This is a genomic window from Ralstonia pickettii (genome assembly GCF_000607165.1).
In the GTDB taxonomy this organism is placed as follows: domain Bacteria; phylum Pseudomonadota; class Gammaproteobacteria; order Burkholderiales; family Burkholderiaceae; genus Ralstonia; species Ralstonia holmesii.
Genome location: NZ_JFZG01000008.1, coordinates 375,854 through 399,731 on the forward strand (window position 1 = coordinate 375,854; position 23,878 = coordinate 399,731).

Genomic DNA, 23,878 nt, shown 5'->3' on the forward strand with positions numbered 1-23,878 from the left:
TTTACATTCTTTGTACATCGCTATTGATCGGCATTCCTAGAATCACGCCGTCCGCACCACTTTAAAAATAAATGCAGTGGATCAAGTTGCGCGGACAGGGCTGATGCTCGCAGCGATGCGTTGTTCTGGCATGTCCACGGCAAAAGACGGGGCCGGGTCGGAGACAACCTCAGCGAGATGATTGGCCCACCGGGGAAGTTGGACTTCATCAAACCATCAAAAGATAAGAAGGGGAAGTCTGCGCAAATCGCGCTACGTCTGTCCGGGGGGACAGACGTAGCGGCTTCTTTTCGCGTGCGCGCGGACGCAAACGTATGTCTACGCCATTGTTCCAGCGCCGCCGCGGGCGGCTTCAGTTTGTCTCCATCGCGCTTGTTGCTTCGCCATTCGCCTTGTTTGGGGCGCTTGCGCATGCAGACTGCACCACCACCGGGCAGATCACCGTCTGCGATACGGCGGCACCCAACCCAACCACATCCACCGTCGGCACCGGCAACGTGGCGGCAGAAGACAATCGCACGGTGACGGTGCAGAACGGCAGCACGCTGGCGGTGGGTGACACCAGCGCCATCGCCGTGCGCGACAACGCCAACATCACGGTGCAAACCGGCGGCTCGGTCAGCGCAAACGCGGTGTCGAACTCCGGCTTTTACGGTACGGGCGGCAACGCGATCGACTTCCGCAACAACAGCACGCTGACGGTGCAGCAAGGCGCGCAGGTGCTGGCCAACGGCACACAGCTGAGCGGAGAGGCCGTCAACCCGGAAGGCACGGGCAATACCATCGTCAATGACGGCCTGATCAAATCGGCGCACGGCGCGGCGATCTGGTTCCAGAACACCTCGGGCGGCAACACGGTCATCAACAACGCCACGGGGACGATCCAGACGGACGTCGCCAACGGCAACGTGATGGGCGCGTCGGGCAACGGGTCGGTCGACTTCACCAACCGCGGCAAGGTGATCGGCAACCTGATCTTTGCGGGCGGCAATGATGCCTTGCACGTCTATACCGGCTCGTCGGTGAGCGGCAGCATCAACGGCGGCGGCGGTGCCAACGTCATCACACTCAACGGCACCGACAGCGCGACGCTGGGCACCATCACCAACTTCCAGACCCTACAGAAGCAGGACAGCGGCACGTGGACGCTGTCCAAGACGCTCGCCAGCATGGGCGTGACCAATGCGGAGGTGCAGCAAGGCACGCTGATCCTGCAAGGCAACAACGGCACCTACACCGGCACGATGCAGGTGGACGCCGGCGGCACGCTGCAAGGCGATGCGCTGAGCGTGACGAAGGCCGTGACGAACAACGGCCTGGTGCGCTTCCAACAGGACGTGGATGGCAGCTATGCCGGCCAGATCGTCGGCGCAGGTGCGCTGGAGAAAACCGGCACGGGCACGCTCACGCTGGGTGCTGGCAATACGTACAGCGGCGGCACGACCATTACGCAGGGCACGCTTGCCATTGGTGCGGACAGCGCATTGGGCGGCACCGCGGGCGGCCTGACGTTCAACGGCGGCACGCTGCAACTGGCGGGCAATGTGGATGTGGCGGCCACACGCGCCATCGGCATCACCAATGCCAACGGCACGATCGATACGCAGGGCTTTACGTCGACCGTGAGCCAGGGCATTTCGGGCGTGGGGGCGCTCACCAAGACCGGCAGCGGCACGCTGGTGCTCGCGGGCGACAACACGTACCAGGGCGGTACCACTGTCGCGGCGGGGACGTTGCAACTCGGTACCGGTGGTACGTCGGGCTCGATCCTGGGCAATGTGGTGGACAACGGCACGCTGACGTTCAACCGATCGGACGTGTTCACCTTCGGCGGCATCGTCTCCGGCACGGGCGGCATCACGCAGGCCGGCACGGGCACGACCGTGCTCACCGCCAACAACGCGATCCAGGGCGACACGTTGGTCGCCAGCGGGGCGCTGGCCATCGGCGACGCGACGCACGCCAGTGCCGCGCTCGGCGTGTCGGCCACCAATGCGCCGCAGAGCTTGCGGCCGATGGCGGGCGGCAGCGGCAACAATGTTCAGATTGCAGCCAACGCCACGCTGGGCGGCTACGGCACCGTGAACGGCGCCGTCACCAACAACGGTACGGTGGCCGTGGCCGATGCGCTGGCGGCGTTTGCCAATGCTGGCGGCGGCAGCCTGACGATCAATGGGTCGCTGAATAACGCCGGCACGGTGCAGGTTGGTGGCGCAGGCGTCGGTAACAAGCTGGTGGTCAACGGCAACTACGTCGGCAATGGCGGCGTGCTGGCCATCAACACCAAGCTGGGCACCGACAATTCGCCGACCGACAAGCTCGTCATCTCGGGCGGCACGGCGAGCGGCAATACGGCGGTGCGCGTCACCAATGCTGGCGGCGCCGGTGCGCGAACCACGGGTGATGGCATCGAAGTCGTCAGCGCGATCAATGGCGCGACCACGCAGACCAATGCCTTCGCACTCGCCAACCGAGTCGTCGCCGGCCCGTATGAGTACACGCTGCAGCGCGGTGGCTCGGCCAGCGCAGACAGTTGGTATTTGCGCACCCTGCAGACCGCGACCCAAGGCACGGGCATCGGCACGGGCACGAGCGCCACGCAGCCTGCGCTGCGTCCGGAAGTCTCGCTCTACACCGCCATTCCGTCGCTGACCTTGCTATACGGCCGCGCGCTGCTCGATACGCTGCACGAACGCGTGGGCGAAGAGAGCAACCAGGCCACCGCACCGGCAGGCACGGCTCCCGTGCTGCGCACCGGCTGGGCACGCGTGATCGCCCAGAAGGGCAGCCGCATGTCGGATGGCAACGGTATCTACGGTAACCAGGGCCCCGCGTTCAGCTACGACTTCGGCGGCGTGCAGGTCGGTGCCGATGTCTACCAGCGCCAGCGCGAGGACGGCAGCCACGACCATGCCGGTGGTTACTTCGCCACCGGCCGCATCGCGGCAGACGTGACGCACGCCGATGGCGCAGACGCCGGCCGCGACACCGTCAACGCCAACACGGTCGGTCTGTATTGGACGCACTTCGGCCCGTCCGGCTGGTATCTGGATGGCGTGGTGCAGGGCACCCGTTACGACGCCGATGCCTCGCCGCACGGCGTGAACGGCCTGAAGACGCACGCGCTCGGTTACGCCGCATCGCTCGAGACGGGCTACCCGATCGCGCTGTCACCGCAATGGCGTGTCGAGCCGCAAGCGCAGCTCGTGGTTCAGCGTGCCGCGTTTGCCGATGCCAACGACGGTGCCGCTGACGTGCGCTTCAACTCGGTGAACTCGATGCTCGGTCGCCTGGGCGTGCGCGTGAGCAAGCGTTGGGGTGAATCGCCGGAACGTCAGCACACCGCGTGGGTGCGTGCGAATGTGTGGCACGAGTTCCGCGGTGAGACGGGAACGCAGATGTCGTCGCCGGATGGTGGCTTCGTGCCGTTCACGTCGCAACTGCCGAGCACGACGCTGGAGCTGACGGGCGACCTTACGGCGCAGGTGGCGAAGAACGGCGTGTTCTATGCCAGCCTCGGCTACCAGGTCAGCGCGGACCGTCGCTTGCATGGGGTGAACGGCAAGGCAGGGGTGCGCTGGGGGTGGTAAGGCAACGCACGTAACCAGGCGCGCCCATACGGCGCGACGCTGCTCGGCCAATTCAGTGGCCGGGCAGCATCGCGCCCCATGCCGCCGTGACGTTGCCGCCGAGCCGCCATTCGGCAAACGGGCGGCGCGGTGCAATCAGGACAGGCAGGCGTGGGTCGCGCACGTGGGCGTAGTAAGGCTCCATCCAGCACAGCTCATCCTGGAAGGTCCACGGAAACAGTTCTTGCTTGATGGGCGTGATTTTTTCGAAGCTCGCCGGATCCATCACCGCCTCGATCACGAGGTTCGCCAAGCGGCCAATTGCATGGCCGTTCTCCCGGTACAGATCGATATTGCGTCGCTGCGCCAGTTCTGCGGCAAACACCAGCGGAATCAGCGCGAACGTGTGGTAGTGCAACGCACGATTACCTCGCTTGACCTCCCGTGCGAGCGCGCCGTCCGGGCCGATATCGCGGATGCCCTCGCGAACGCGCAGCAGCCCGGAGTTGATCAGGTCGCTGTTGTCCGTCGCGGTGCCGATGGCAATCAGATTGAGACCGGCCCAATACACCAAGTTGTTATGCAGATGGTTGATCGCTTCGGCGTTGCGGGTAGCGATGGCAATGCGTTCGAGCCAAGGTGCGATGGCATCCAACTGCGGCTGGTTTTGCTTGCGGATGTCGTTCGGCATGCGCAGAAGCACCATGGCGAAATCCGTTCCCGCCCATGACCGCTCGTAGTACCCCTGGTAGCCGGAAATCTTGCCCATCAGTGCATCTGCCTCGGCCCACGTTCGAAGCTGGCTCAGTACGCAGGTCCAATCGCCCTTGTCGGCCGACGCGTTGAGGTGCGCGATGAAATTGCGCATCGGTTTCACGTCGCGCGCATAGCCTGCCGCGTCGTCGTAGAAGCCTGGTGGATCGATCGTCTTGACCGGTGCGGGGATCTCGCACGCGCGGGCTGCATGCACCAGACCGAAGCCGGTGCCAATGGCCAGCGAAATGGCGAACAGCGTTTGAACGGACGCACGGCGCATTGGAACCCCCGGAGGATGCGGAGTAGCTCACATGAACGCGGCGTCCGCTCGTGCAAAACGCCGAGGTGTTCCGCAACGTTGACTGGGGGTTACAAACGGTAGCGACTATGAAAAAGAGCCGCATCGAGCGGCTCTTCTTACGTCAGCAGCAACGCGCTCTTACGCCGCGTTATCCCCACCTTCCTGCGCCTCACGCTCTTCGCGTTCCTCGCGCTCTTCACGGGGCAGGGTCAGCATGCCGGTGTTGTAGACGTACTCATACACCTCGCCGTAGCGGCCCCATTCGATGCCGATCTTGAGCACGCGTTCGGCTTCTTCGGGCTTGAGGTACGCCTCCAGTTCGCGCAGCACATGTTCTTCTCGGATCTCGCCGTCTTCGTTGGCGTCCAGCTCGGCGCGGATGTGCGCGGCCAGGGCCACGCGCTCCAGCAGCTTCTGGCCGAACAGCACCTTGCGCTCGGGCGGTTCGGTTTCCATGTAGGTCTTGCCGAACGGCGTGACGATGATGTCGCCGCGCTCGATGGTGGCCAGTTGCAGCAGGGCTAGCGCTTCGCACGCGGGCAGCAGGTCGTCGTCGGTCACGCCGGCTTCTTCTGCCAGATGCGGCAGGTCGGCACGGCCGTTGAACGGCGCTTCGACCAGCAGGTCGAGAATGGCCTCCATCTGGCCGATTTCGGCATCGGGCAGGCGGTAGGCAAGCTGCTCGGCCGCGGGCTCCACGCCCACATGCACGCCCACACGCTCGGGCGAGGTCATCAGGCCGTACACCTCGTCGATGAGGTTGCGCACGGCGGCGGAATCACGATTGCGCGGGCGCGGGAACGGCACGCGCACCTCGGCACGGATGCGCCCCGGATCGCTCGACAGGATGACGATGCGGTCGGCCATCATCACTGCCTCTTCAATGTTGTGCGAGACGATGAGGATGCTCTTGATGTTGGTGCGGCGGCCTTCCCACAGGTCGAGCATTTCGTCGCGCAGGTTCTCGCCGGTCAGCACGTCGAGCGCGGAGAACGCTTCGTCCATCAGCAGCAGGTCGGGCTCGGTCACCAGTGCGCGCGCAATGCCTACACGCTGGCGCATGCCGCCGGACAGTTCGCGCGGCAGAGCGCTGTTGAAACCCGACAGGCCGATCAGGTCGATGGCCTGTTCAGCGCGCTCTTCACGCTCGGCCTTGGCCACGCCTTGCGCTTCCAGGCCCAGCTCCACGTTCTGCTGCACTGTCAGCCACGGAAACAGCGCAAACGACTGGAACACCATCGCGATGCCCTGTACTGGGCCGGCGTACTCGCGCCCACGGAACAGCACCTGGCCACGATCGGCGCGCACCAGGCCCGCCATGATGCGCAGCAACGTCGACTTGCCCGAGCCCGATTTGCCCAGCATGGCGACAATCTCGCCCTGGCGCAGGTTGAGGTCCACGCCTTCGAGCACGGCGCGGTCGGTGTGGTCTGCGGTGCGGAAGATCTTCGAGACGCCGCGCAGCTCCATGACGCTTTCAGCGCTCTGGCTATGGGTGCTGGTGGTAACCATGTGTGTTCTCTGCTAAATAAGGTCGTCTTAGAACGTGCTCAAGATCCGTAGCGAGCGCCCAGAGGTTGGCCCGAGACGCGCAGCCGTACATGAGTACGGCGAGCATCGCAGGGTCAAGATCGGGGTGCGCAGCAGGATCACGAGCATGTTCTTACAGGCGGGTGCGCTCTTGCGCGATGTCGTACAGGCGGTTCCACAGCAGCCGGTTGAAGCCGACCACGAACAGGCTCATCACGGCAATCCCGAGTGCAATGCGCGGGAAGTCGCCCTTGGATGTCATCTCGGCGATGTAGCTGCCCAGGCCCGTTGCCACCAGCGTGCGGTCGCCCCAGGACACGTATTCGGAGACGATGCTGGCGTTCCACGAGCCGCCGGCGGCCGTCACCAGGCCCGTCAGCAGGTTGGGGAACACGGCGGGAATGAGGAAGCGCTTCCACAGCAGCCAGCCGCGCAGGCCGAAGTTGCGGGCGGCCAGTTTCAGCTCGGTCGGGATTGCCGACGCGCCGGCAATCACGTTGAAGAGGATGTACCACTGCGTGCCGAAAATCATCAGCGGACTCAACCAGATTTCGGGGTTGAGCGCGAAGCGCGCAATGAGCATGACCGCCAGCGGGAACATCAGGTTGGCCGGGAACGCCGCCAGGAACTGCGCCACCGGCTGGGCGATGCGTGCCACGTTCGGGTTCAGGCCGATGCGAATGCCGATCGGCACCCACACCAGCGCGGCCAGGGCAATCAGCAGAATCACGCGCACCATGGTCAGGAAGCCGAGCCAGAAGACGTGGCCGACCTCGGCCCAGCCCACCTCTGAGCGCACGAATTGCAGCACGTGCGCCACCGCCACAAGCGCGGCCAAGATGATGACGACATCAGCGATGCGGTGCGACCACGGGAAGCGCGGCAGAAACCCGCTGCCGCCGGCAGCGGTGGGCCGCGTGCGCTCGGCACCCCAGGACAGCGTGCGCTCGGCCATCGCTGCGGTGCGCTCAAGCAGCGCCTTGACCCACTCGGAGCGGCGCAGCAGGTCAAGCAGCCACGATTGCGGTTCGCGTTCCGACGACATCGTGTCGAAGCGGAAGCGGTCTGCCCAGGCAATCAGCGGGCGGAACAGCAACTGGTCGTACAAAATGATGCCGATCAGCATGGCCAGGATGGCCCAGCCGATGGCCGGCAGGTTCTGCTGCTGGATCGCCAGCGAGATGTACGAACCGATGCCCGGCAGCTTGATGTCGTGGCCCGACACCGAGATGGCTTCCGATGCCACCACGAAGAACCAGCCGCCCGACATCGACATCATCATGTTCCACAGCAGGCCCGGCATGGCGAACGGCACTTCCAGGCGCCAGAAGCGCTGCCACTTGGACAGCCGGAACACCGTGGCGGCCTCTTCCAGATCGGTCGGGATGGTGCGAAACGATTGGTACAACGAGAACGCCATGTTCCACGCCTGCGACGTGAAGATGGCGAAGATGGCCGCGCATTCCACGCCCACCAGGTTGCCCGGAAACAGCGCAATGAAACCCGTGACCGTGATCGACAGGAAACCCAGCACCGGAATCGATTGCAGGATGTCCAGCGCCGGCACCATCACCTTCTCGGCCGTGCGGTTCTTGGAAGCGATAGCGGCAAACGCAAACGAGAACGCCAGCGACGCGCCCAGCGCCAGCAGCATGCGGATGCTGGTGCGCAGCAGGTAATACGGCAGCTCAATCACGTCCAGACTCACGTCCAGCTGTTCGCCAGGCGTGTAGGGCACGTTCATCTGCTTGGCTGCATAGGCCAAGAGCAGGATGGCGGCCAGGATGATCGGCAGCAGGGCCAGGTCAAACCGGTTGGGCGGCGCAGTGAGCAGGTGGCCGAAGTTGACGCCAAAGTTGGTACCGAAGGTGGTACCCAAGCGGCCCCGGATGGTGGTTTCGTTGTCGTTCTGCTGCATCTTGGATAACCGGGACGGAAACCGCGGACGAAATTCGGGCGCCTCAAGGCCTGGGGCCGAGGCGCGATACATGGCGTGCGGGGCGCAGCGCAGTGCTTTGCGCAAGCGTTGCTTGGCACCCGGCGGCAAGCCGCCTAGTTTACCTTGCGTAACGTCAGAGCCCGCTGCACGGTTGTCAGTCTGACGACGTCACATTCCAGAAATGTGACAGAGATACGACAGCGCCGGTTTGTCATGTTTTATCCAACACATCACCTGCGGGTTCGCTTCGGAGGTCGCCATGTCCGCCATTGCGCAAGTGATCGTTACCGTACAGGGCCGCGTGCAGGGCGTCGGCTACCGCGCGGCCTGTGCCGACCGTGCCCGCCTGCTCGGTCTGCGTGGCTGGGTACGCAATCGCCGGGATGGGGCGGTCGAGGCGTTCCTGGCCGGTCCCGAGGCCAATGTGCTGAGCATGCGTGAATGGATGTGGGAGGGGCCCGACAGCGCCCAAGTCACGCAGCTGGACGTGGTCGCGGGCGAGCATGAGGCGCCCGTCCCCGGCTTTGAGATCCGCCCGACGGTGTAATTCTCGGCGATCAGCGGACACGGATTCGACACGAAACCGCTATGCGCAGCGCAGCGGTCTTCCAAGCAACTGAACGCGCGCATTAAAACAAAAAGGGCGACCGCGCAGGCCGCCCTTTCTTTTGCGGATGGCGTTGTCGGCAGATCAATACACGTTCGGTACGATCATGTCTTCCGGCACCGGGTGGCGGATGTACTCCTCGTGGTGCACCCGCTCCGGCAGCAACACCGGCGAATGCGGCACCGGGTGGTAAGGCACCTGGCCAAGCAAGTGGTGGATGCAATTCAGGCGCGCGCGCTTCTTGTCGTCCGCCAGCACCACCCACCAGGGCGATTCGGGAATGTGCGAGCGCTCGAGCATCGCTTCCTTGGCGCGCGTATAGGCTTCCCAGCGGCGGCGGCTTTCCAGGTCCATCGGGCTCAGCTTCCACTGCTTGAGCGGATCGTTGATACGGCTCTGGAATCGCACTTCCTGCTCTTCGTCCGTCACCGAGAACCAGTACTTGACGATCTGGATGCCCGAGCGCGCGAGCATCTTTTCGAACTCGGGCACGGAACGGAAGAATTCGTCGTATTCCTCGTCGGTGCAGAAACCCATCACGCGTTCAACGCCGGCACGGTTGTACCAGCTGCGGTCGAACAGGACGATCTCGCCAGCGGCGGGCAGGTGCGCCACGTAGCGCTGGAAGTACCACTGCGTGCGTTCGCGGTTGGTGGGAGCCGGCAGCGCGGCCACACGGCACACCCGCGGGTTCAGCCGCTGCGTGATGCGCTTGATGGCGCCACCCTTGCCGGCGGCATCACGCCCTTCGAAGATCACCACCAGCCGGTGGCCGGTCTCGATCACCCAGTCCTGCAGCTTGACGAGCTCGCCCTGCAGGCGGAATAGCTCGCGAAAGTACATGCGCCGCGTTTCGCGGGCTTCGTCGTCGATGCCTTCGCCGCCGCCGAGCAGGTGGTCGTCGATTTCCATCTCCAGCTCTTCGTCAAGCGTGTCGAGGAGGTCTTCCTGCAGGCGCGCCTGGCGGGCTGCGTCGCGTTCGCTCATGGTGTGTTGCTCCTGCCGATCTTGCAGATATTGCCGAGAGGGGGCGCTGCGCATGGGCAGCGCAGTGCAAGTCTAAGCCCGTCTAGGTAGCACGGGCATGTGGCAGGGCAGTGACATGGCATTGCTTCGCCCATTGCGCCAGGTTTTCGCCCGGCTGCGCCGTCGCGCGCCACATCGGCCGTAATCTGCCTGCGCCGCTGCGTATCTGGCGGGTCACAGGAGCCGCCCATGCCACGTCCGTTGCAATCGATCCTAAGCTGCTTCCGCCCGACGCCCACAGCAGAGGAGCGCGCTTCCACTTCAACCGGCCAGCCGGTGGATTCAGCGCCGCACCCGCCACGCCGCGCACCGGTGACGTTGCAGGGCCTGGCCAACTTTGACGCCCAACGCATTCGCCAGCGGCAGGTCGAGATCCAGGCGCTGGTGCCCGATACGCGCAAGGCGTTGTCCGACGGCGAGTGCCAACTGGGCGGTTATGTACACGCCCGCCAGGTCGACGGCCGCCCAGTGGAAGGCACGGCGCTCGATCGGCTCAAGCGTGGAAATGAAACCGTCATGGAGACCCGTCAAGCGCTGGCGCATGGTCGCGGCAATGTAACGGCCGACATCAATGACAGCAACGGTCTCAGCACGATCAGAACAGAGGCTGGCCGTAACGCAAGGCCGAAGATTCCGCGCCACTACGGACAGAAACTCAGGGTAACAGCCAGCACCCTGGCGGCCCAGGCTGGCAACTGCGGTGAGCACGCCTATGTGGCCACCTTTCTACATGCCGGCAAATTACAGAAAGGCGAGAGAGTCCATTGCGTGGGCAGCACAAAGAAAGACCACGGTTGGGCCGAGTTGCGGGGTAAGACATCGGACCGCGCGCATGACGTCGTCATGGACCCGTGGGCTAAAGGCCCCGCCATCTTCGCCATTGACGGTGCCTTGTCGAAAGACAAGCACGCGGTAGAAACCGAGCATCACTATGACCGCAGAAGCGGGGCGAAAGCGCACGCCAAGATGCAAAAGCTCCAGCGCAAGGAGCACAGTCAAATACAAGCCGACGTTCACGAAGAGATGGCGAAGCTTGGGCCGGATTTCCGATATCCATCGGATGAATCCTCGGTCTGGTCGGCCACCCCGGTCATCTCGAAAGAGTTTGCCGAACGCGTGGTCGACAAGATGATTCAAGAACCCGACCCGGCCAAGCTGGCGCCGAAACACGAAGACCAAGTCCAGCAGGCCGCCGAACGGGTAGGCATCGGTGAACGCCGGATGGCGCCGTTGCGTCAGGAGGTTCACGCAACCCAAATCGCTCGGACTTTGGGTGCCAGCGGCGTGAAAGAAGTCTCGAAGGCAGCTGCACGTATCGCCCACGTTGCGGTCGATTTGCAGCGCTACCCATTGGCATCGCACCCGGCCCAGACCGCTCCCAACGATGTTTAGGGGTATGGCTTAGATGAGGCCGCGGCCTCAGCTCGATTCGCCTTCCAGCATGAACTTGGCGCCGTCGTCCTGGCCGAGCAGGCGCACCAGCGTGGGCATGGCTTCCTGCAATTGCGCCTTCAGCGTCCACGGCGGGTTGACGATGAACATGCCGCTGCCGTGCAAGCCCAGGCCACCCTCGACCGGATGCCTGACGGTGAGCGTGACGTGCAGCCAATCCGCCGGTCGCAACTGCTTCAGGCGCGAGGGAAATTGCGCGGCTTCGCGCCGCTGCACCAACGGATACCAGACCGCATACATGCCGGTCGCAAAACGCTGCAGGCTGTCCTGCAGCGATTGCACGGTGCGGGCGTAATCATGCTTGTCTTCGAACGACGGATCGATCAGCACCAGCGCGCGGCGCGGCGGCGGAGGCAGGATCGCCTTGATGCCGGCAAAGCCATCGCCGTCGTACAGCATGACCTTGCGCCCCGCGCCGCGAAAGTTGTTCGACAGCACCTTGATCTCGGAGCTGTGCAGCTCGAACAGGCGCAGGCGATCGGCGTCGCGCAGCATTTGCCACGCCAGCCACGGCGAGCCCGGGTAGTGCCTCAGTTCACCGTTGGGATTCCGTTCGCGCACCTGGTCGAGGTAGGCGTCGAGCAGCGGCGGCAGTGTTTCGCCGGCTTGGGCCGCGCGCCACAGCGGGCCAATACCGGTGTCGAACTCGGCCTTCTTCTGCGCCCATTCGTGGTCCAGCGCGTAGAGGCCGGCGCCGGCGTGCGTGTCGATGTACCAGAACGGCTTGTCCTTCTGCGTGAGGTAATCGAGCATCTGCACAAGCACGGCGTGCTTGAGGACATCGGCGTGATTGCCGGCGTGGAAGGCGTGACGGTAACTGAGCATCGGCGGACCATGTGCGCCCGGAGTATCAGGCGCGGGCGGAGAAAACGGTAGGCGCGAATGCTACCACCGCGCGGGATGCGTCCCCAGCGGCACGCTGGGGAGCGTCCAGTGCGGCGGCGTCTCGGATAGCTGCCCCGCGTGGCGCAGCGCGGTGAGCGTGCCGAAGCCGGAGGGCGACGTTTCCAGGTAAGCGCCGATGTCTTCATAGCGCGGGTCGGCCGCATCAAAGCCGTTGGCCATACGGCCGAAGCTGCGCAGCCATTGCGCCGTCTGCGCGAGCGACACACGCACGTGCCAGCTTCCGCCCTCGATCATGCGGCGCGAAAGAGCGGTCATGGCGCCGGCGGCCATCAGGTAACCCGCGCCGTGGTCCAGCGCCTGTGCGGGTAGCGGGCGCGGCTTGGCATCACCGGCTGCCTGCGCTTCCGCCCAGTTGAAGCCGCTGGCGGTCTGCACAAGCGAATCGAAGCCTCGGCGATTGGCCCAGGGGCCGTCATAGCCGTATGCGCACAGGCTCACGTAGACGATGCCCGGGCGCAGTGCTGCAACCTGCTCGGGGCCAAACTGCAACGCCGCCAAGCCACCGGGCCGATAGCCCTGGACGAAGATATCGGCGTCGCGCAGCAGCGTGCGGAGTTGCTCGCCACTCGCCGCTTCGCGCAAGTCGAGCTGCGCGGAGCGCTTGCCGCGCCCGGTATCGATCACCAGCGGCGGAACGGCGGGCAGATGCGGCGCCGTGACAAGCAGCACATCGGCCCCGTGCGCGGCCAGCGTGCGGCCACAGACGGGGCCGGCAATCACGCGCGTGAGATCGAGCACGCGCACGCCCGAGAGCGGACGGCCGTCGGCATGCGCGGGCAGGGGCTGCGGTGGCGCATCGCCAATGCGTTCGATCGTCATCAGCGGTTGGCGCGCCACGGCAATGCCTTGCGGGTGTGCGTCCCACGCTTCAAACGTGCGCGCGGCGGTCACGACCATGCCCGCCTGCGCTGCCGCTTCTTCAAACGCTTCGGCCTTCCATTGGTTCAGCGCAGCGGCCACGGCCGCCCGGTCATACGCGCAGCCGAGCAACTTCAGCACGCCGTCACGGTGATGCGCAAAGTTGGTGTGCAGACGCACCCAGCGGCCATCGCCGCAGCGGTAGAGCCCGGCGATCTTGTCCCACGGTTCGGGCGGCAACTGGCCATCGAGACGGAAGTAGCGCTCGGAGCGAAATTCCAGCGCGGCGTGATGCATGTCGACCGACACGGTCTGCTGCCGCCCGCTGCGCAACGTGTCGACCTGCGCTGCCGCGAGCGCAGCCGCAGCGATGGTGCTCTGCGCGAGCGTGCCCACGGCAAACGACGACGGCAGCGCCGGCTCCGCGCCCGTCAACGTTGCGCGCGACAGCGCGTCGGGCGGCTGGCCGAGCACCGTCCATAACTGGCTGAGTGCGCCGGCGGGGCTGACAGTCTGCATGGAAGGATCGACCACATCAGCAACGGGTGACGGCATGGCGGGGCTCCGCAGGGAAGGTGCGCCCATTACAGTCCCGCACCGCCGATAGCGTCAACATTGACTAGACTGATCAACCTCGATTGCCGTCCACTTCATCCGGCCGGATGACGACCTACCTGAATGCCGCCGAAGCCGCCGCGCGCCTGCATATCTCGCGCCCCACGCTGTACGCCTATGTGAGCCGCGGGCTGCTGGCGGCATACCCGTCGCCCGATGGACGCGGCAGCCGCTACCGCGAAGCCGATGTCACCCGCCTGGCCGATCAGCGTTCCGGCGGACGGCGCCCGCGCCAGGTGGTCCGCCACGCGCTGGACTGGGGCCTGCCGGTGATGGAATCGGCCATCACGCTGATCGATCACGGGCAGTTGTTCTATCGCGGTACGCCCGCTTTGGAATTAGCCGAACGCGCCACGCTAGAGACCGTTGCGGCGCGGCTGTGGCAATGCGAAGAAGCGCTGGCCTTCAACACGCCCGCGCCGGTGTTGCCGAAGCGCTGGTACGCAGCGCTCACGTCGTTGGCAGACGCGGACATCCGCCAACGCTGCATGGCGCTGTGCGCGCTTGCCTTGCCGGCGCTGGACGAGGCCGCGTGGCGACAGGATTCCGCACGCACGGCGCGCGATGCCGGCGCACTCTTGCGCGTGGTGTTTGCCGCCATGCTCGGCCGCAAGCCCGACACCGCGCCCGTGCATCTGCAATGCCAGCAGGCATGGAACGTTGACGCGCACGCTGCTGAGGCCATCCGCGTCGCATTGGTGCTCTGCGCAGATCACGAACTCAATGCCTCAAGCTTTGCGGCGCGCGTTGTTGCATCGACCGGCGCCAGCCTGGGCGCCGTGGTCAGCGCGGGCCTGGCTGCGCTCACCGGTGGCAGGCATGGCGGCACCACGGCGCGCGTGGAGGCATTGCTGAGCGAGCTGGAAGGGGAGCGCTCCGTGGCAACGGCATTGCGTCGTCGGCTTGATCGCGGCGATGCGCTGCCCGGCTTTGGCCACCCGCTGTATCGCAAGGCCGACCCGCGCGCCGACGCAATCCTGGCGCAGTTGCCGAAGGCCGGCAGGGTGCGCAAGCGGCTGCAATCGGTGATTGATGCCGTGGCCGGGCTGACCGGCGATGGGCCATCGGTGGATTTTGCGCTGGTGGCCACCCGGCGTGTGCTCGGGCTGCCGGAAGGTTCAGGCTTTGGCCTGTTTGCAGCGGGGCGTACGGCAGGCTGGATTGCGCACGCGCTGGAGCAGCGCGCGGCGGGGCAGTTGATCCGCCCGAGAGCCGCCTATGTGGGGCCGATGCCGGCCGCGCCGGGTGCACCGGCGGGCCGCATCATTCGTGTGCGCTGACGCGCGATCAGGCTTGCGGAATCTCGATCTTCACCTCAAGCACTTCCAGGTTGTCCTGGCGCTCGAGATTGACCTTGATGTCGTCGTTGCCGATCTTCACGTACTTCGAAATCACGGCCACCAGCTCGCGTTGCAGCGCGGGCAGGTAGTCGGCAGGCGCACCGCTGGCGGTACGTTCATGGGCGAGGATGATCTGCAGACGTTCCTTGGCGACGGTCGCAGTCTTCTTCTTCTCGCCCAGCAGGAAAGACAGAATCGACATGAATGTGCGTCTCCTTATTTACCGCTGCCGCCGAACAGGCGCTGCAGGAAGCCCGGCTTGTTGTATTCGACGTAGCGCAGTTCTTTCTCTTTGCCCAGGAAGCGGTCGATCACGTCATGATAGGCGTTCGCTACGTCGGAGCCTTCGATGTGGATGGCGGGTGTGCCCTGGTTGGACGCCTGCAGCACCGCTTCCGATTCCGGAATCACGCCGATCAGCTTGATGCGCAGGATTTCCTGAATGTCGGTGAGCGACAGCATTTCACCTTCGGACACGCGCTTCGGGTTGTAGCGCGTGAGCAGCAGGTGTTCCTTGATCGGTTCCTTGCCTTCCACCGCGCGGCGCGACTTGGACGACAAGATGCCCAGGATGCGATCCGAATCGCGCACCGAAGACACTTCCGGGTTCGTCACGACGATGGCCTCATCGGCAAAGTACATCGCCATCAGCGCGCCCGATTCGATACCGGCCGGCGAATCGCAGACGATGTATTCGAAGCCCATTTCCTTCAGGCCTTCGATCACCTTCTCGACGCCTTCACGCGTGAGTGCATCCTTGTCGCGCGTTTGCGAGGCGGGGAGGATGAACAGGTTCTCGCACTTCTTGTCCTTGATGAGGGCCTGGTTCAGGTTGGCCTCACCGTGGATCACGTTGATCAGGTCATACACAACGCGGCGCTCGCAGCCCATGATGAGGTCGAGGTTGCGCAGGCCGACGTCGAAGTCGATGACGGCGGTCTTGTGACCGCGCAGCGCAAGGCCGGCAGAGAACGCCGCACTGGTGGTCGTCTTGCCGACGCCGCCCTTGCCGGAGGTGACTACGATGATCTTGGTCATGGCTCGTATATCGAAAAGTTAAATCGCTCGGCGCACGGGGTGCGTCACTTCATCCGCAACGGTTCGAAAACCAGCGTGTTGTCCGCGAGCCGGACCTGCGCAGGCTTGCTGGCGTAGGCGTCGGGCCACGGGGTTTCGCCGGTGCGGTAGATGCCGGCGATGGAAATCAGTTGCGGCTCCAGACACGTGCAGAAGATGCGCGCATCCAGGTTGCCCTTCACGCCCGCCAGCGCGCGACCGCGCAGCGAGGCATAGACATAGATGTTGCCTTCGGCGATCACCTCGGCGCCGTCACTCACCAAGTCGAGCACGACGAGGTCGCCGCGCGCATAAATGCGCTGGCCGGAGCGCAAGGGGCGATCGACGATCATCGTGCCGGGCTGCATGGCCACGGCATCGACGGGGGGAACAGCAGGGGCGGGGGCAGGCGCTTCGGCAGCCTGGGCGTGCTCGGGGGCGTCCTGGCCTTCGCCGTTGTCCTTGGCGTCTTTCTCGCCGCGCGGACGGCGGCCATGGCTGTCGAGCAGCGGCAGGCCAAAGGCCTGCGCCCACTCGGCCTGCTCGGGACTGGCAACCACGCCGATCGCGCGGGCACGCAGCGCGGTCAGGGTCTCCACCAAACGGTCGATCGGCAGGCGCTCGTCTTCAGCCAGACGGCGCACGTCGATGGCGATCACGTCGTTGGAGAAAAACTCGGGCGTGTCGGCAAAGCGTCGCGTGAGTTCGGCGGCCAAGGCGTCCATGTCGGCGGTGCGCGGCGACAGCAGCAGGGCATCGACGGTGCCGCTGCGGATCTCGAACAGCGGCGCTTTCTTCTGGGACATAGAACGGCTACGCGGAAAAATGGGCTCATTCTAACGTTGTTGACGAAACGCCTTGGATTTTTTGGCCCCGCCGCTCCGCCATCCGGTTGAGACCCGCAGCCGGCGCCGTTCTCAACACTGCCGGCGCCACGCGCAAATGTCATGCGATGGTCACAGCATCGTCATGCACGCTTTCGATACTTCTCCGCTTCTGAGCCCCCCGGTCCAGTCCGTTGTCCTATCGCGTTGCGCAAACGGTTCCCTCCGATTCTGCGTGCGCGCCCGCGCGTCATTCGCTTCATCAGCAGTTCGCAGTCCGTAGTTCGCATACCAAAAAATAAACTTCAGGGAGAAGTTCATGCGAGTCCGACCGTTGTGTTCTGCGGCGTTGCCGCTTGCTGTTTTCTTGTCGATATCGTTGGCTGCCTGTGGCGGCGGCGGCGATACGCCTTCCAACGGCAACGCCACGCCTGCCGCCAGCACTGCCCCCGCAGGTACCAAAGCCACGCTGGCCGTGTTGGAAACCACCGACCTGCACACCAACGTGCTGTCGTACGACTATTTCAAGCTCGCGGCCGACAACTCGCTCGGCTTCGAGCGCGTGGCAACGCTCATCAACCAAGCGCGCACGCAATTCCCGAACACGCTGCTGCTGGACAACGGTGACACCATCCAGGGCACCGCGCTGTCGGACTACCAGGCCATGGTGAGCCCGGTCACGTGCGACCAGACGCTGGCGATCTACAAGGTGATGAACGCGGCCAAGTACGACGGCGGCGGTATCGGTAACCACGAGTTCAACTACGGCCTGCCGTATCTGTCGCAGGTGACTGGCAACACGTTCAACGTCGATGGCCTGCCCGATCCGGCCACGCAGAAGAAATGCGCTGGCCCGAACTTCCCGCAAGTGCTGGCCAACGTCGTGAGCGCGAAGACGAATGCGCCGCTGTTCCAGCCGTACACGATCATCACCAAGACGGTGACTGCCACGGCGCCCGACGGCAGCACCGTCAGCGCGCCGGTCAAGGTCGGCATCATCAGCTTTACGCCGCCCACGATCACGAGCTGGGACAAGCGCTGGCTCGACGGCAAGGTCTATACGGTCGGCATCAAGGAAACTGCTGCCAAGTACATCCCCGAGATGCGCGCGAAGGGTGCTGACCTGGTGGTCGCGATTTCGCACGGCGGGCTAGATAACTCGACGTATTCGCCGACGATGGAGAACGGCAGCTGGTGGCTGTCGACCGTGCCGGGCATTGATGCCATGCTGATCGGCCATTCGCACCAGCTGTTCCCCGATGCCAAGAGCACGGTCAGCCAGTTCAACCTGCCGGGTGTCGACAAGGTGGCCGGCACTGTGAACGGTGTGCCGACCGTGATGGCGAACTACTGGGGCAAGCACCTGGGTGTAATCAAGCTTGGGCTGACGTTCAACGGCACGAACTGGGCCGTCGACAAGACGCAGACCACGGTGGAGGCGCGCTCGATCCAGAACGCGGACAAGACGTACGTGGCAGCCGACCCGACTGTTTCCGCAGCCATTGCCACCGAACACCAGGCGACGATCAACTACGTGAAGACGCCGGTGGGCAGCACCGACTTCAACATGAGCACGTACTTTGCCGATGTGGGTGACCCGGGCGCGATCGAGATCGTCAACCAGGCGCAGGCCGATTACGTGTCGGCGTACGTTCAGGCGAACCTGCCGCAATACGCGTCGCTGCCGGTGCTGTCGGTAAGCGCACCGTTCAAGAGCGGTTTCGGTGGCGGTACCGATTTCACTGACGTGGCGGCTGGCCCGCTGGCGATCAACAACGCGGCTGACCTGTACCTGTATCCGAACACGGTCTACGCAGTGAAGGTGGCAGGCTCCGACATCAAGAACTGGCTGGAGACGGCCGCCAAGCGCTTCAATACCATCGACCCGACGCAAGCGACGGTGCAGAAGCTGGTGAGCACGTTCCCTGGCTACAACTTCGACATGTTCACCACGCCGGACCTGACGTATGAGATTGATGTCACGCAGCCCGTGGGCAGCCGCATCAAGAACCTCATGTACAAGGGCGTGGCACTCGACCCGGCGGCGCAGTTCATCGTGGCGACCAACAACTACCGTGCAAGCGGTGGCGGCAACTTCCCGGGCCTGGACGGCAGCAAGACGATCTATGCCTCGCCGGATGCCAACCGCGACGTGCTGATCAGCTACATCAAGAAGATCGGCAGCGTGAAGCGTGCGACGAACGGTTCGCAGCGTAGCTGGCGCTTTACGAAGCTGGCCAGCTCGGTGGCGCAGGTGCAGTTCACGTCTGCGCCCAACAAGCTGGCCAGCGCTACGGCCGCCGGCATCACCAACGTCACGCAGGTGGCCGCGGATGACGGCTCGGGCAAGGGCCTCGCGGTGTACCAGATCGACCTGACGCAGTAAGAGGGCCACGCCATGCCATCTCTTCGTTCCGCATGGGCGGGTGCATCGGCGATGGAATCTCCGCGCCAGTCGGTGCCGATGCTCACGGTGGCTGCGGCCCTGGCGATCATCGTAACGGCTGGCGGCTGGCTGTCGCACGCACGCCAGGCACCGGCCGTGGATGCTACGCAGCTGGAATCGTGGCGCGCGATGGTCGTGCAAGCGATGGAGCCCGAGGCGCTGCAGCAGTTGCGTCAGCTCGCACGCAGCGGCTCGGTGCCGGCGCAGTCGGCATTGGGCCAAGCGTTGCTCAGCGCGCACGACAGTGCCTTGCGTAACGAAGGGATGCGCTGGCTCGAAACCGCTGCACCGAGCGATGCGCGTGCGCAGTTGTCACTGGGTAAGGCGCTGCTGCTCGGCACGAGCGGCGTTGAACGAGACTATCCGCGCGCGCTGCGCCTGCTGCGTCAATCCGCTGACAAGGGCGACGCGGCAGCCGCGTACTACTTGGGCGTGATGTATCGCAGCGGCTACGGCACGGCCATCGACACCGCACAGGCTGCGCACTGGTTTGATCGCGCTGCCCGCCACGAGATTCCGGCAGCAATGTTCATGTTGGCCAACGCCTACCGTGAAGGCGATGGCGTGCCGCGCGACGAAGCCCGCGCGCTGGCGTTGTACCAGGATGCCGCTGAGCACGAATTGCCAGAGGCCGTGCAAGCCTTGGCGATGGCGTATCAGAACGGCGAACTGGGTCTCAAGCGCGACGATGCGGCGTATCACCAGCAGTGGATCGAAACGGCACATGCGCTGAAGCATCCAGCGCTCGCGCCGTAATACAGCAGTTCCTTTAGTAAAGCCCGCGGGTCTGAGCGTGCAGGCGCACCAGACCCAGCAGGGCGTCAATCTGCTGCGTCGGCACACCCACGTGCTGGCCGATCTCCCGCACCGATGCCACCAGCGCATCGATCTCCAGCGGGCCGCGTCCGGCTTCGGCATCCTGCAGCATCGACGTCTTGAACGCGCCGAGTTGACGCGTCACCGCGCTGCGTTCTTCGCCGCTCTGCTCAATCGGACAACCGATGCGTGCGCCGATTGCTTTGGCCTCTTCCATGACGCCCAGGCAAAACGCACTGACCAGCGGATCATCAAGAATGCGGTCGCACGTCGCGCCCGTGAGCACCGACACCGGGTTCATCGTCATGTTGCCCCACAGCTTGAACCAGATGTCGCGTTGGATGGCTTCGCTGCGTTCGATCTGCAAGCCCGCGCACTCGAACAACTTGCTGACCGTGTCCAAACGCGGTGTGGCACCACCTGCGGGTTCGCCGAGAATCAATCGCTTGCCGAAACCATGACGCACGTGTCCTGGTGCCGACATTGAACACGTCAGATGCACCACGCAACCCAGCACGTTCTTCGTTGGAATCGCCTGCGCGATGCGACCGTGTGGATCCACCGATTGAAGTCGCAGACCTTCCAGCGGCCCGTGTCGATCAAAGAACCACCATGGCACGCCGTTCATCGCTACCACCACACAGGTCTCGGGGCCGATGAGCGGGGCAATGCCTTGTGCCACGCTTTCCATGGCAGGGGCTTTCACGGCAACGATCACGACGTCCTGCACACCGAACGCGTGCGCGTCGTCACTCGCGTGCACGGACGCAGATCGCGTGTTGCCGTCTTCGGTCAGGCGCAGTCCTTCAGCATGCAATGCCTGAAGCGTCGCCCCCCGTGTCAGTACATTGATCGGTTGATCTGCCAGCGCGAGCTTCGCGCCAAGATAGCCGCCGACAGCGCCGGCGCCCACGATGCAAATACGTGTCATGTGATCAGGTTCGGTAGGAAGGATCGATGCGGTCGATGGTACGGGTCAGTGCCGCGAACACGTCTTCACCTGCGCCAAAGTTCGGGTTGAACTGCAGCGAATCGCGCGTGCAGTTGCGCGCCACCGCTTCGGGAATCTCCAGCACCGGGCCCATCGATGTGGAAGCGAGCTGGATCTCGCATGCGCGGTTGAGCAGCCACAGCACCGCAAACGCCCGCGCAATCGAATCGCCCCAGGCCAGCAGCCCGTGGTTGCGCAAGATCACCGCAGGCTTGTCGCCGATGTTCCTCACCAGGCGCGGCCCTTCATCGGCATGCACGGTGATGCCTTCGAAGTCGTGATACGCCACCTTGCCGTGCAGTTGCGCCGCGTAGAAGTTGCTGATCGACAGACCATCGCGCGCGCATGCCACGGCCATGCCGGCAGTGGTGTGGGTGTGCATCACACAGTGCGCCCCCGGGATGCCGGCATGAATAGCGGCATGCACGGTAAAGCCCGCCGGGTTGACCGGCCAGTCCGGCTGACCTGCCGCGCGCCGCACGTTGCCCTGCAGGTCGATCTTCACGAGGTTTGACGCGCAAACCTCGGCATACGTTAGGCCAAACGGATTGATGAGAAAGTGCGGACCTTCATCGTCGTTCACACCGTCTTCCGGCTGCAGGCGCAGCGTGATGTGGTTATAGATGAGTTCGGTCCAGCCGAGCTGCGCAAAGATGCGGTAGCACGCCGCCAGCTTCACGCGCGCGGCCCATTCGCGTGGGCCGCACCAGGCCGGACGATGGGCCTGGATATCCGGATGGGAATCGGGTGAAAGCGAAAGCACCGTCATGACCTGTCTCCTGATCGCAGGGGCCATGCGCCGGTCGGGTTGCCGGCGCCAAATTTATTCACATGTTAATGAATTTGTGCCGGACGTCAAACCACGTTACATCCGCTGCCTGCTAGGGCAATTGGTTGCGCAGGATCACCAGCCACTGCATGACCGAATTGGTGTACGGATCGAGCTGGTTGGCGTCGTTCAACTCGGTGATGCTCATCGAGGCGGATTGCTGCACGTTGCCGCCAATCGATTTCACCTCATGGCGCACCGGGTCCACCTCGACGACGAGATCGCAGTGCATGGGGGTTCTGCCGGCCTGGATCTCCGCCGGATCCGTCATGAAGCGATCGGCGCCGCGCGCGGTGCAGATGAGGTCGCCCGGATGCGGCACGGCGGGTGTGCGTTCAAGGACGAAGGCGGGATGCTTGAGCAGATGATCGCGCGCGTCGGTCACGTATTCCGCATGCGTGGCGCCGGTCAGGAATTGATCGTTCTGCAAGCCAGCCTTGCGCATGATCCAAGAGAGGAACACCGCAGACCACGCCCAGCCGCCGGTGGTCAACTGCTGACAAGTCGGTGTCTTGCCGACGATGCCCCAATAGCGCTTGGCCAGCATGCAACCCCGTGCGGTGGCTTCACCGCCCGTGCCGTCCGGATAGCGCAGGCAAGGCGCAGGGGGCGGTACCGCAGACGTGGCAGCTGCGTTGGGCAACGGCATGTCGGTGCCGCTTTCTTCATCGGACGGGGCAGGGGTGGGGTCGTCGGCCGTCAGCCAGCGGCCCTGCGGCTGGTCGGGAAACCCGCCGCCTGCGACGCAATACGTATCGTCACGCCCCACGCGCACCACCTGGCGCCCCCACCGATCCCATTCGGTCAGGGCAATCTCGATCATCTTTTCGCGTGGCGTGGCACCTGGCCGAGTCTGCACGACTTCGTTGTCAGGCAGCGGTTCGGCTTGCGGACGCGCAGGCGGTGTCGCGCAACCGGCAAACCAGAGGACCGGTGCGATCAGAACGATTGGTAGGGCAATGCGCAGAGTGAGCGAATTGCGCAGGAAAGGGCGGGACATGGAAGAGGGGGAAGGGATGGCCTGACGGGGAGACAGGCCTTCCGACGTGGTACGCCAATGCTGCGGTCGATTCACGCATGCAATGGCATGCCACGTCGTTGGCGCTAACCAGACCGGCTGGTCACGCCGAGGGTTGTCATTGCCTTAGGCGTTGACAGCGTCCTTGAACTTCTGGCCGGCCTTGAACTTGACCGTCTTGGCCGCTTCGACCTTGATTTCTTCGCCGGTGCGCGGGTTGCGGGCCATACGCTCGGCACGCTCGCCTTGGCTGAAGGTACCAAAGCCGATGAGGCTGACCGCATCGCCCTTGCCAACGGATTCCATGATGGCTTGCAGCGTCACGTTCAGTGCCTGCTCGGCCTTGGCCTTGGTCAGACCGTCTACGCCGCTGGCGATGGCGTCGATCAGTTCGGTTTTCGTCATTGCTTGACTCCCTTCAAGAGTAGATAAAACACACAACAGAGCGTCCGGGGGATGGCTCCAAGGGCGACATGATACCGGCATGCGAACAGCGTCGGCACTTGAGCTTTGTAACGGCGCGTGGCATGTGGGTTCCGCAAAACCGCATGGGCTCTACGTTGCGAGGCGATCCAATCACATGAATGCTAACGCGCGATGTTCTGATTTGCGGTTGGCTGTCTGCTCGCTGATAGGTTCGACGCAAGTCGATTGGTTGGTTTACCTTTTTTCTTATGTATACAGATAGTAGTAGTAGATAACGGTGGATAGTTTCTGTGGATAAGTGGAAAAAGCGCTTTATGTTCAAGCACTTGTTGCAAGCAAAACCGAGGGTACGGTGTGTGTCCTCGCGTGGATAGCTTGCTGATTTTTCCGACCCCCCGGCTGGGAACCCCATCAGTTGTGCCCACACCGTCGACAGGGCAGCCACAGACAGCCAACAGGCTTTGCCGGTAGTTATCCACAGTTGCAGGCCGGGTTATCCACATTGGCAGGACGACATGAGGTTGCGGCACGTGTCGAGAAGCCATGCTTTTGGTGTAGGCTCACGGCTTCGTT

At 64.2% G+C, this 23,878-nt stretch carries 19 protein-coding genes; 6 read left to right on the forward strand and 13 right to left on the reverse strand.

The annotated features are described in order from the left end of the window. Positions 1-314 precede the first annotated feature (314 nt). Positions 315-3,590 (forward strand): autotransporter outer membrane beta-barrel domain-containing protein, encoded by a 3,276-nt coding sequence (locus BG83_RS0113240; RefSeq protein WP_024977180.1) that lies wholly within the window; start codon positions 315-317, stop codon positions 3,588-3,590. Positions 3,591-3,642: 52 nt separating this feature from the next. Here the strand turns inward: BG83_RS0113240 and BG83_RS0113245 are convergent, their stop codons facing one another. The 3 genes from BG83_RS0113245 to BG83_RS0113255 form a co-directional block, all read right to left on the reverse strand. Further along, entirely contained in the window at positions 3,643-4,605 is a 963-nt protein-coding gene (locus BG83_RS0113245) for a mannuronate-specific alginate lyase (RefSeq protein ID WP_024977181.1), read from the reverse strand. Positions 4,606-4,764: 159 nt separating this feature from the next. Next, positions 4,765-6,138 carry a nitrate/sulfonate/bicarbonate ABC transporter ATP-binding protein gene (locus tag BG83_RS0113250; protein WP_024977182.1) on the reverse strand — a complete coding sequence of 458 codons (1,374 nt, stop codon included), beginning with the start codon at positions 6,136-6,138 and terminating at the stop codon, positions 4,765-4,767. Positions 6,139-6,289: 151 nt separating this feature from the next. Beyond that, the gene (locus tag BG83_RS0113255; RefSeq protein ID WP_024977183.1) at positions 6,290-8,074 is read right to left on the reverse strand and encodes an ABC transporter permease; all 1,785 of its coding nucleotides are present in this window, start codon (positions 8,072-8,074) and stop codon (positions 6,290-6,292) included. A gap of 280 nt (positions 8,075-8,354) precedes the next feature. On the opposite strand from BG83_RS0113255, the gene BG83_RS0113260 reads away from it, so the two are divergent. Continuing rightward, complete coding sequence (locus tag BG83_RS0113260; protein ID WP_024977184.1) at positions 8,355-8,642, forward strand: acylphosphatase; 288 nt, start codon at positions 8,355-8,357, stop codon at positions 8,640-8,642. A 144-nt stretch (positions 8,643-8,786) separates the two neighbouring features. On the opposite strand, the gene ppk2 is transcribed toward BG83_RS0113260, so the two are convergent. Then, positions 8,787-9,689: a polyphosphate kinase 2 gene (ppk2, locus tag BG83_RS0113265; RefSeq protein WP_037031853.1), complete on the reverse strand. Its 903-nt coding sequence runs from the start codon at positions 9,687-9,689 to the stop codon at positions 8,787-8,789. 351 nt (positions 9,690-10,040) lie between these two features. On the opposite strand from ppk2, the gene BG83_RS27810 reads away from it, so the two are divergent. After that, positions 10,041-11,120: a hypothetical protein gene (locus BG83_RS27810; protein WP_051541486.1), complete on the forward strand. Its 1,080-nt coding sequence runs from the start codon at positions 10,041-10,043 to the stop codon at positions 11,118-11,120. A gap of 27 nt (positions 11,121-11,147) precedes the next feature. Here the strand turns inward: BG83_RS27810 and BG83_RS0113275 are convergent, their stop codons facing one another. Both BG83_RS0113275 and BG83_RS0113280 read right to left on the reverse strand, forming a co-directional pair. Next, entirely contained in the window at positions 11,148-12,005 is an 858-nt protein-coding gene (locus BG83_RS0113275; RefSeq protein ID WP_024977186.1) for a 23S rRNA (adenine(2030)-N(6))-methyltransferase RlmJ, read from the reverse strand. A gap of 60 nt (positions 12,006-12,065) precedes the next feature. Next, the gene (locus BG83_RS0113280) at positions 12,066-13,499 is read right to left on the reverse strand and encodes a CoA transferase (RefSeq protein WP_024977187.1); all 1,434 of its coding nucleotides are present in this window, start codon (positions 13,497-13,499) and stop codon (positions 12,066-12,068) included. A gap of 107 nt (positions 13,500-13,606) precedes the next feature. Here BG83_RS0113280 and BG83_RS0113285 point away from each other — a divergent pair, with 107 nt between their 5' ends. After that, positions 13,607-14,839 (forward strand): citrate synthase family protein, encoded by a 1,233-nt coding sequence (locus tag BG83_RS0113285; protein WP_024977188.1) that lies wholly within the window; start codon positions 13,607-13,609, stop codon positions 14,837-14,839. A gap of 7 nt (positions 14,840-14,846) precedes the next feature. On the opposite strand, the gene minE is transcribed toward BG83_RS0113285, so the two are convergent. Genes minE through minC form a run of 3 tightly spaced genes read right to left on the reverse strand, consistent with a single transcriptional unit; the run spans position 14,847 to position 16,761 of the window. Beyond that, the gene (minE, locus tag BG83_RS0113290) at positions 14,847-15,101 is read right to left on the reverse strand and encodes a cell division topological specificity factor MinE (protein ID WP_024977189.1); all 255 of its coding nucleotides are present in this window, start codon (positions 15,099-15,101) and stop codon (positions 14,847-14,849) included. Positions 15,102-15,115: 14 nt separating this feature from the next. Continuing rightward, positions 15,116-15,937 carry a septum site-determining protein MinD gene (gene minD / locus BG83_RS0113295; RefSeq protein WP_012436754.1) on the reverse strand — a complete coding sequence of 274 codons (822 nt, stop codon included), beginning with the start codon at positions 15,935-15,937 and terminating at the stop codon, positions 15,116-15,118. A gap of 44 nt (positions 15,938-15,981) precedes the next feature. After that, the gene (minC, locus tag BG83_RS0113300; protein WP_024977190.1) at positions 15,982-16,761 is read right to left on the reverse strand and encodes a septum site-determining protein MinC; all 780 of its coding nucleotides are present in this window, start codon (positions 16,759-16,761) and stop codon (positions 15,982-15,984) included. 337 nt (positions 16,762-17,098) lie between these two features. Between minC and BG83_RS0113305 the strand changes: the two genes are divergently transcribed. Beyond that, positions 17,099-19,165, forward strand: a complete 2,067-nt coding sequence (locus BG83_RS0113305) for a bifunctional 2',3'-cyclic-nucleotide 2'-phosphodiesterase/3'-nucleotidase (RefSeq protein WP_024977191.1) — start codon at positions 17,099-17,101, stop codon at positions 19,163-19,165. A 12-nt stretch (positions 19,166-19,177) separates the two neighbouring features. Beyond that, complete coding sequence (locus tag BG83_RS0113310; protein ID WP_024977192.1) at positions 19,178-19,981, forward strand: tetratricopeptide repeat protein; 804 nt, start codon at positions 19,178-19,180, stop codon at positions 19,979-19,981. Between the two features lie 13 nt (positions 19,982-19,994). On the opposite strand, the gene BG83_RS0113315 is transcribed toward BG83_RS0113310, so the two are convergent. The 4 genes from BG83_RS0113315 to BG83_RS0113330 all read right to left on the reverse strand — a co-directional run bounded on the left by BG83_RS0113315 (position 19,995) and on the right by BG83_RS0113330 (position 23,284). After that, complete coding sequence (locus BG83_RS0113315) at positions 19,995-20,972, reverse strand: 2-dehydropantoate 2-reductase (RefSeq protein ID WP_024977193.1); 978 nt, start codon at positions 20,970-20,972, stop codon at positions 19,995-19,997. A 4-nt stretch (positions 20,973-20,976) separates the two neighbouring features. Then, positions 20,977-21,801: a class II aldolase/adducin family protein gene (locus BG83_RS0113320; RefSeq protein WP_024977194.1), complete on the reverse strand. Its 825-nt coding sequence runs from the start codon at positions 21,799-21,801 to the stop codon at positions 20,977-20,979. 112 nt (positions 21,802-21,913) lie between these two features. Further along, complete coding sequence (locus BG83_RS0113325) at positions 21,914-22,861, reverse strand: DUF2272 domain-containing protein (RefSeq protein ID WP_024977195.1); 948 nt, start codon at positions 22,859-22,861, stop codon at positions 21,914-21,916. Positions 22,862-23,005: 144 nt separating this feature from the next. Next, entirely contained in the window at positions 23,006-23,284 is a 279-nt protein-coding gene (locus tag BG83_RS0113330; protein ID WP_004628548.1) for an HU family DNA-binding protein, read from the reverse strand. Between the last annotated feature and the right edge of the window lie 594 nt (positions 23,285-23,878).

Bases quoted from the DNA above. Each gene is read 5' to 3' on its own strand.
- BG83_RS0113330 (WP_004628548.1), bottom strand. From the start codon at position 23,284: ATGACGAAAACCGAACTGATCGACGCCATCGCCAGCGGCGTAGACGGT.
- BG83_RS0113245 (WP_024977181.1), bottom strand. From the start codon at position 4,605: ATGCGCCGTGCGTCCGTTCAAACGCTGTTCGCCATTTCGCTGGCCATT.
- BG83_RS0113275 (WP_024977186.1), bottom strand. From the start codon at position 12,005: ATGCTCAGTTACCGTCACGCCTTCCACGCCGGCAATCACGCCGATGTC.
- BG83_RS0113320 (WP_024977194.1), bottom strand. From the start codon at position 21,801: ATGACGGTGCTTTCGCTTTCACCCGATTCCCATCCGGATATCCAGGCC.
- BG83_RS0113305 (WP_024977191.1), top strand. From the start codon at position 17,099: ATGCGAGTCCGACCGTTGTGTTCTGCGGCGTTGCCGCTTGCTGTTTTC.
- BG83_RS0113260 (WP_024977184.1), top strand. From the start codon at position 8,355: ATGTCCGCCATTGCGCAAGTGATCGTTACCGTACAGGGCCGCGTGCAG.
- minC (WP_024977190.1), bottom strand. From the start codon at position 16,761: ATGTCCCAGAAGAAAGCGCCGCTGTTCGAGATCCGCAGCGGCACCGTC.
- BG83_RS0113255 (WP_024977183.1), bottom strand. From the start codon at position 8,074: ATGCAGCAGAACGACAACGAAACCACCATCCGGGGCCGCTTGGGTACC.
- BG83_RS0113310 (WP_024977192.1), top strand. From the start codon at position 19,178: ATGCCATCTCTTCGTTCCGCATGGGCGGGTGCATCGGCGATGGAATCT.
- minE (WP_024977189.1), bottom strand. From the start codon at position 15,101: ATGTCGATTCTGTCTTTCCTGCTGGGCGAGAAGAAGAAGACTGCGACC.
- BG83_RS0113280 (WP_024977187.1), bottom strand. From the start codon at position 13,499: ATGCCGTCACCCGTTGCTGATGTGGTCGATCCTTCCATGCAGACTGTC.
- BG83_RS0113240 (WP_024977180.1), top strand. From the start codon at position 315: ATGTCTACGCCATTGTTCCAGCGCCGCCGCGGGCGGCTTCAGTTTGTC.
- minD (WP_012436754.1), bottom strand. From the start codon at position 15,937: ATGACCAAGATCATCGTAGTCACCTCCGGCAAGGGCGGCGTCGGCAAG.
- BG83_RS0113250 (WP_024977182.1), bottom strand. From the start codon at position 6,138: ATGGTTACCACCAGCACCCATAGCCAGAGCGCTGAAAGCGTCATGGAG.
- BG83_RS0113285 (WP_024977188.1), top strand. From the start codon at position 13,607: ATGACGACCTACCTGAATGCCGCCGAAGCCGCCGCGCGCCTGCATATC.
- BG83_RS0113315 (WP_024977193.1), bottom strand. From the start codon at position 20,972: ATGACACGTATTTGCATCGTGGGCGCCGGCGCTGTCGGCGGCTATCTT.
- ppk2 (WP_037031853.1), bottom strand. From the start codon at position 9,689: ATGAGCGAACGCGACGCAGCCCGCCAGGCGCGCCTGCAGGAAGACCTC.
- BG83_RS0113325 (WP_024977195.1), bottom strand. From the start codon at position 22,861: ATGTCCCGCCCTTTCCTGCGCAATTCGCTCACTCTGCGCATTGCCCTA.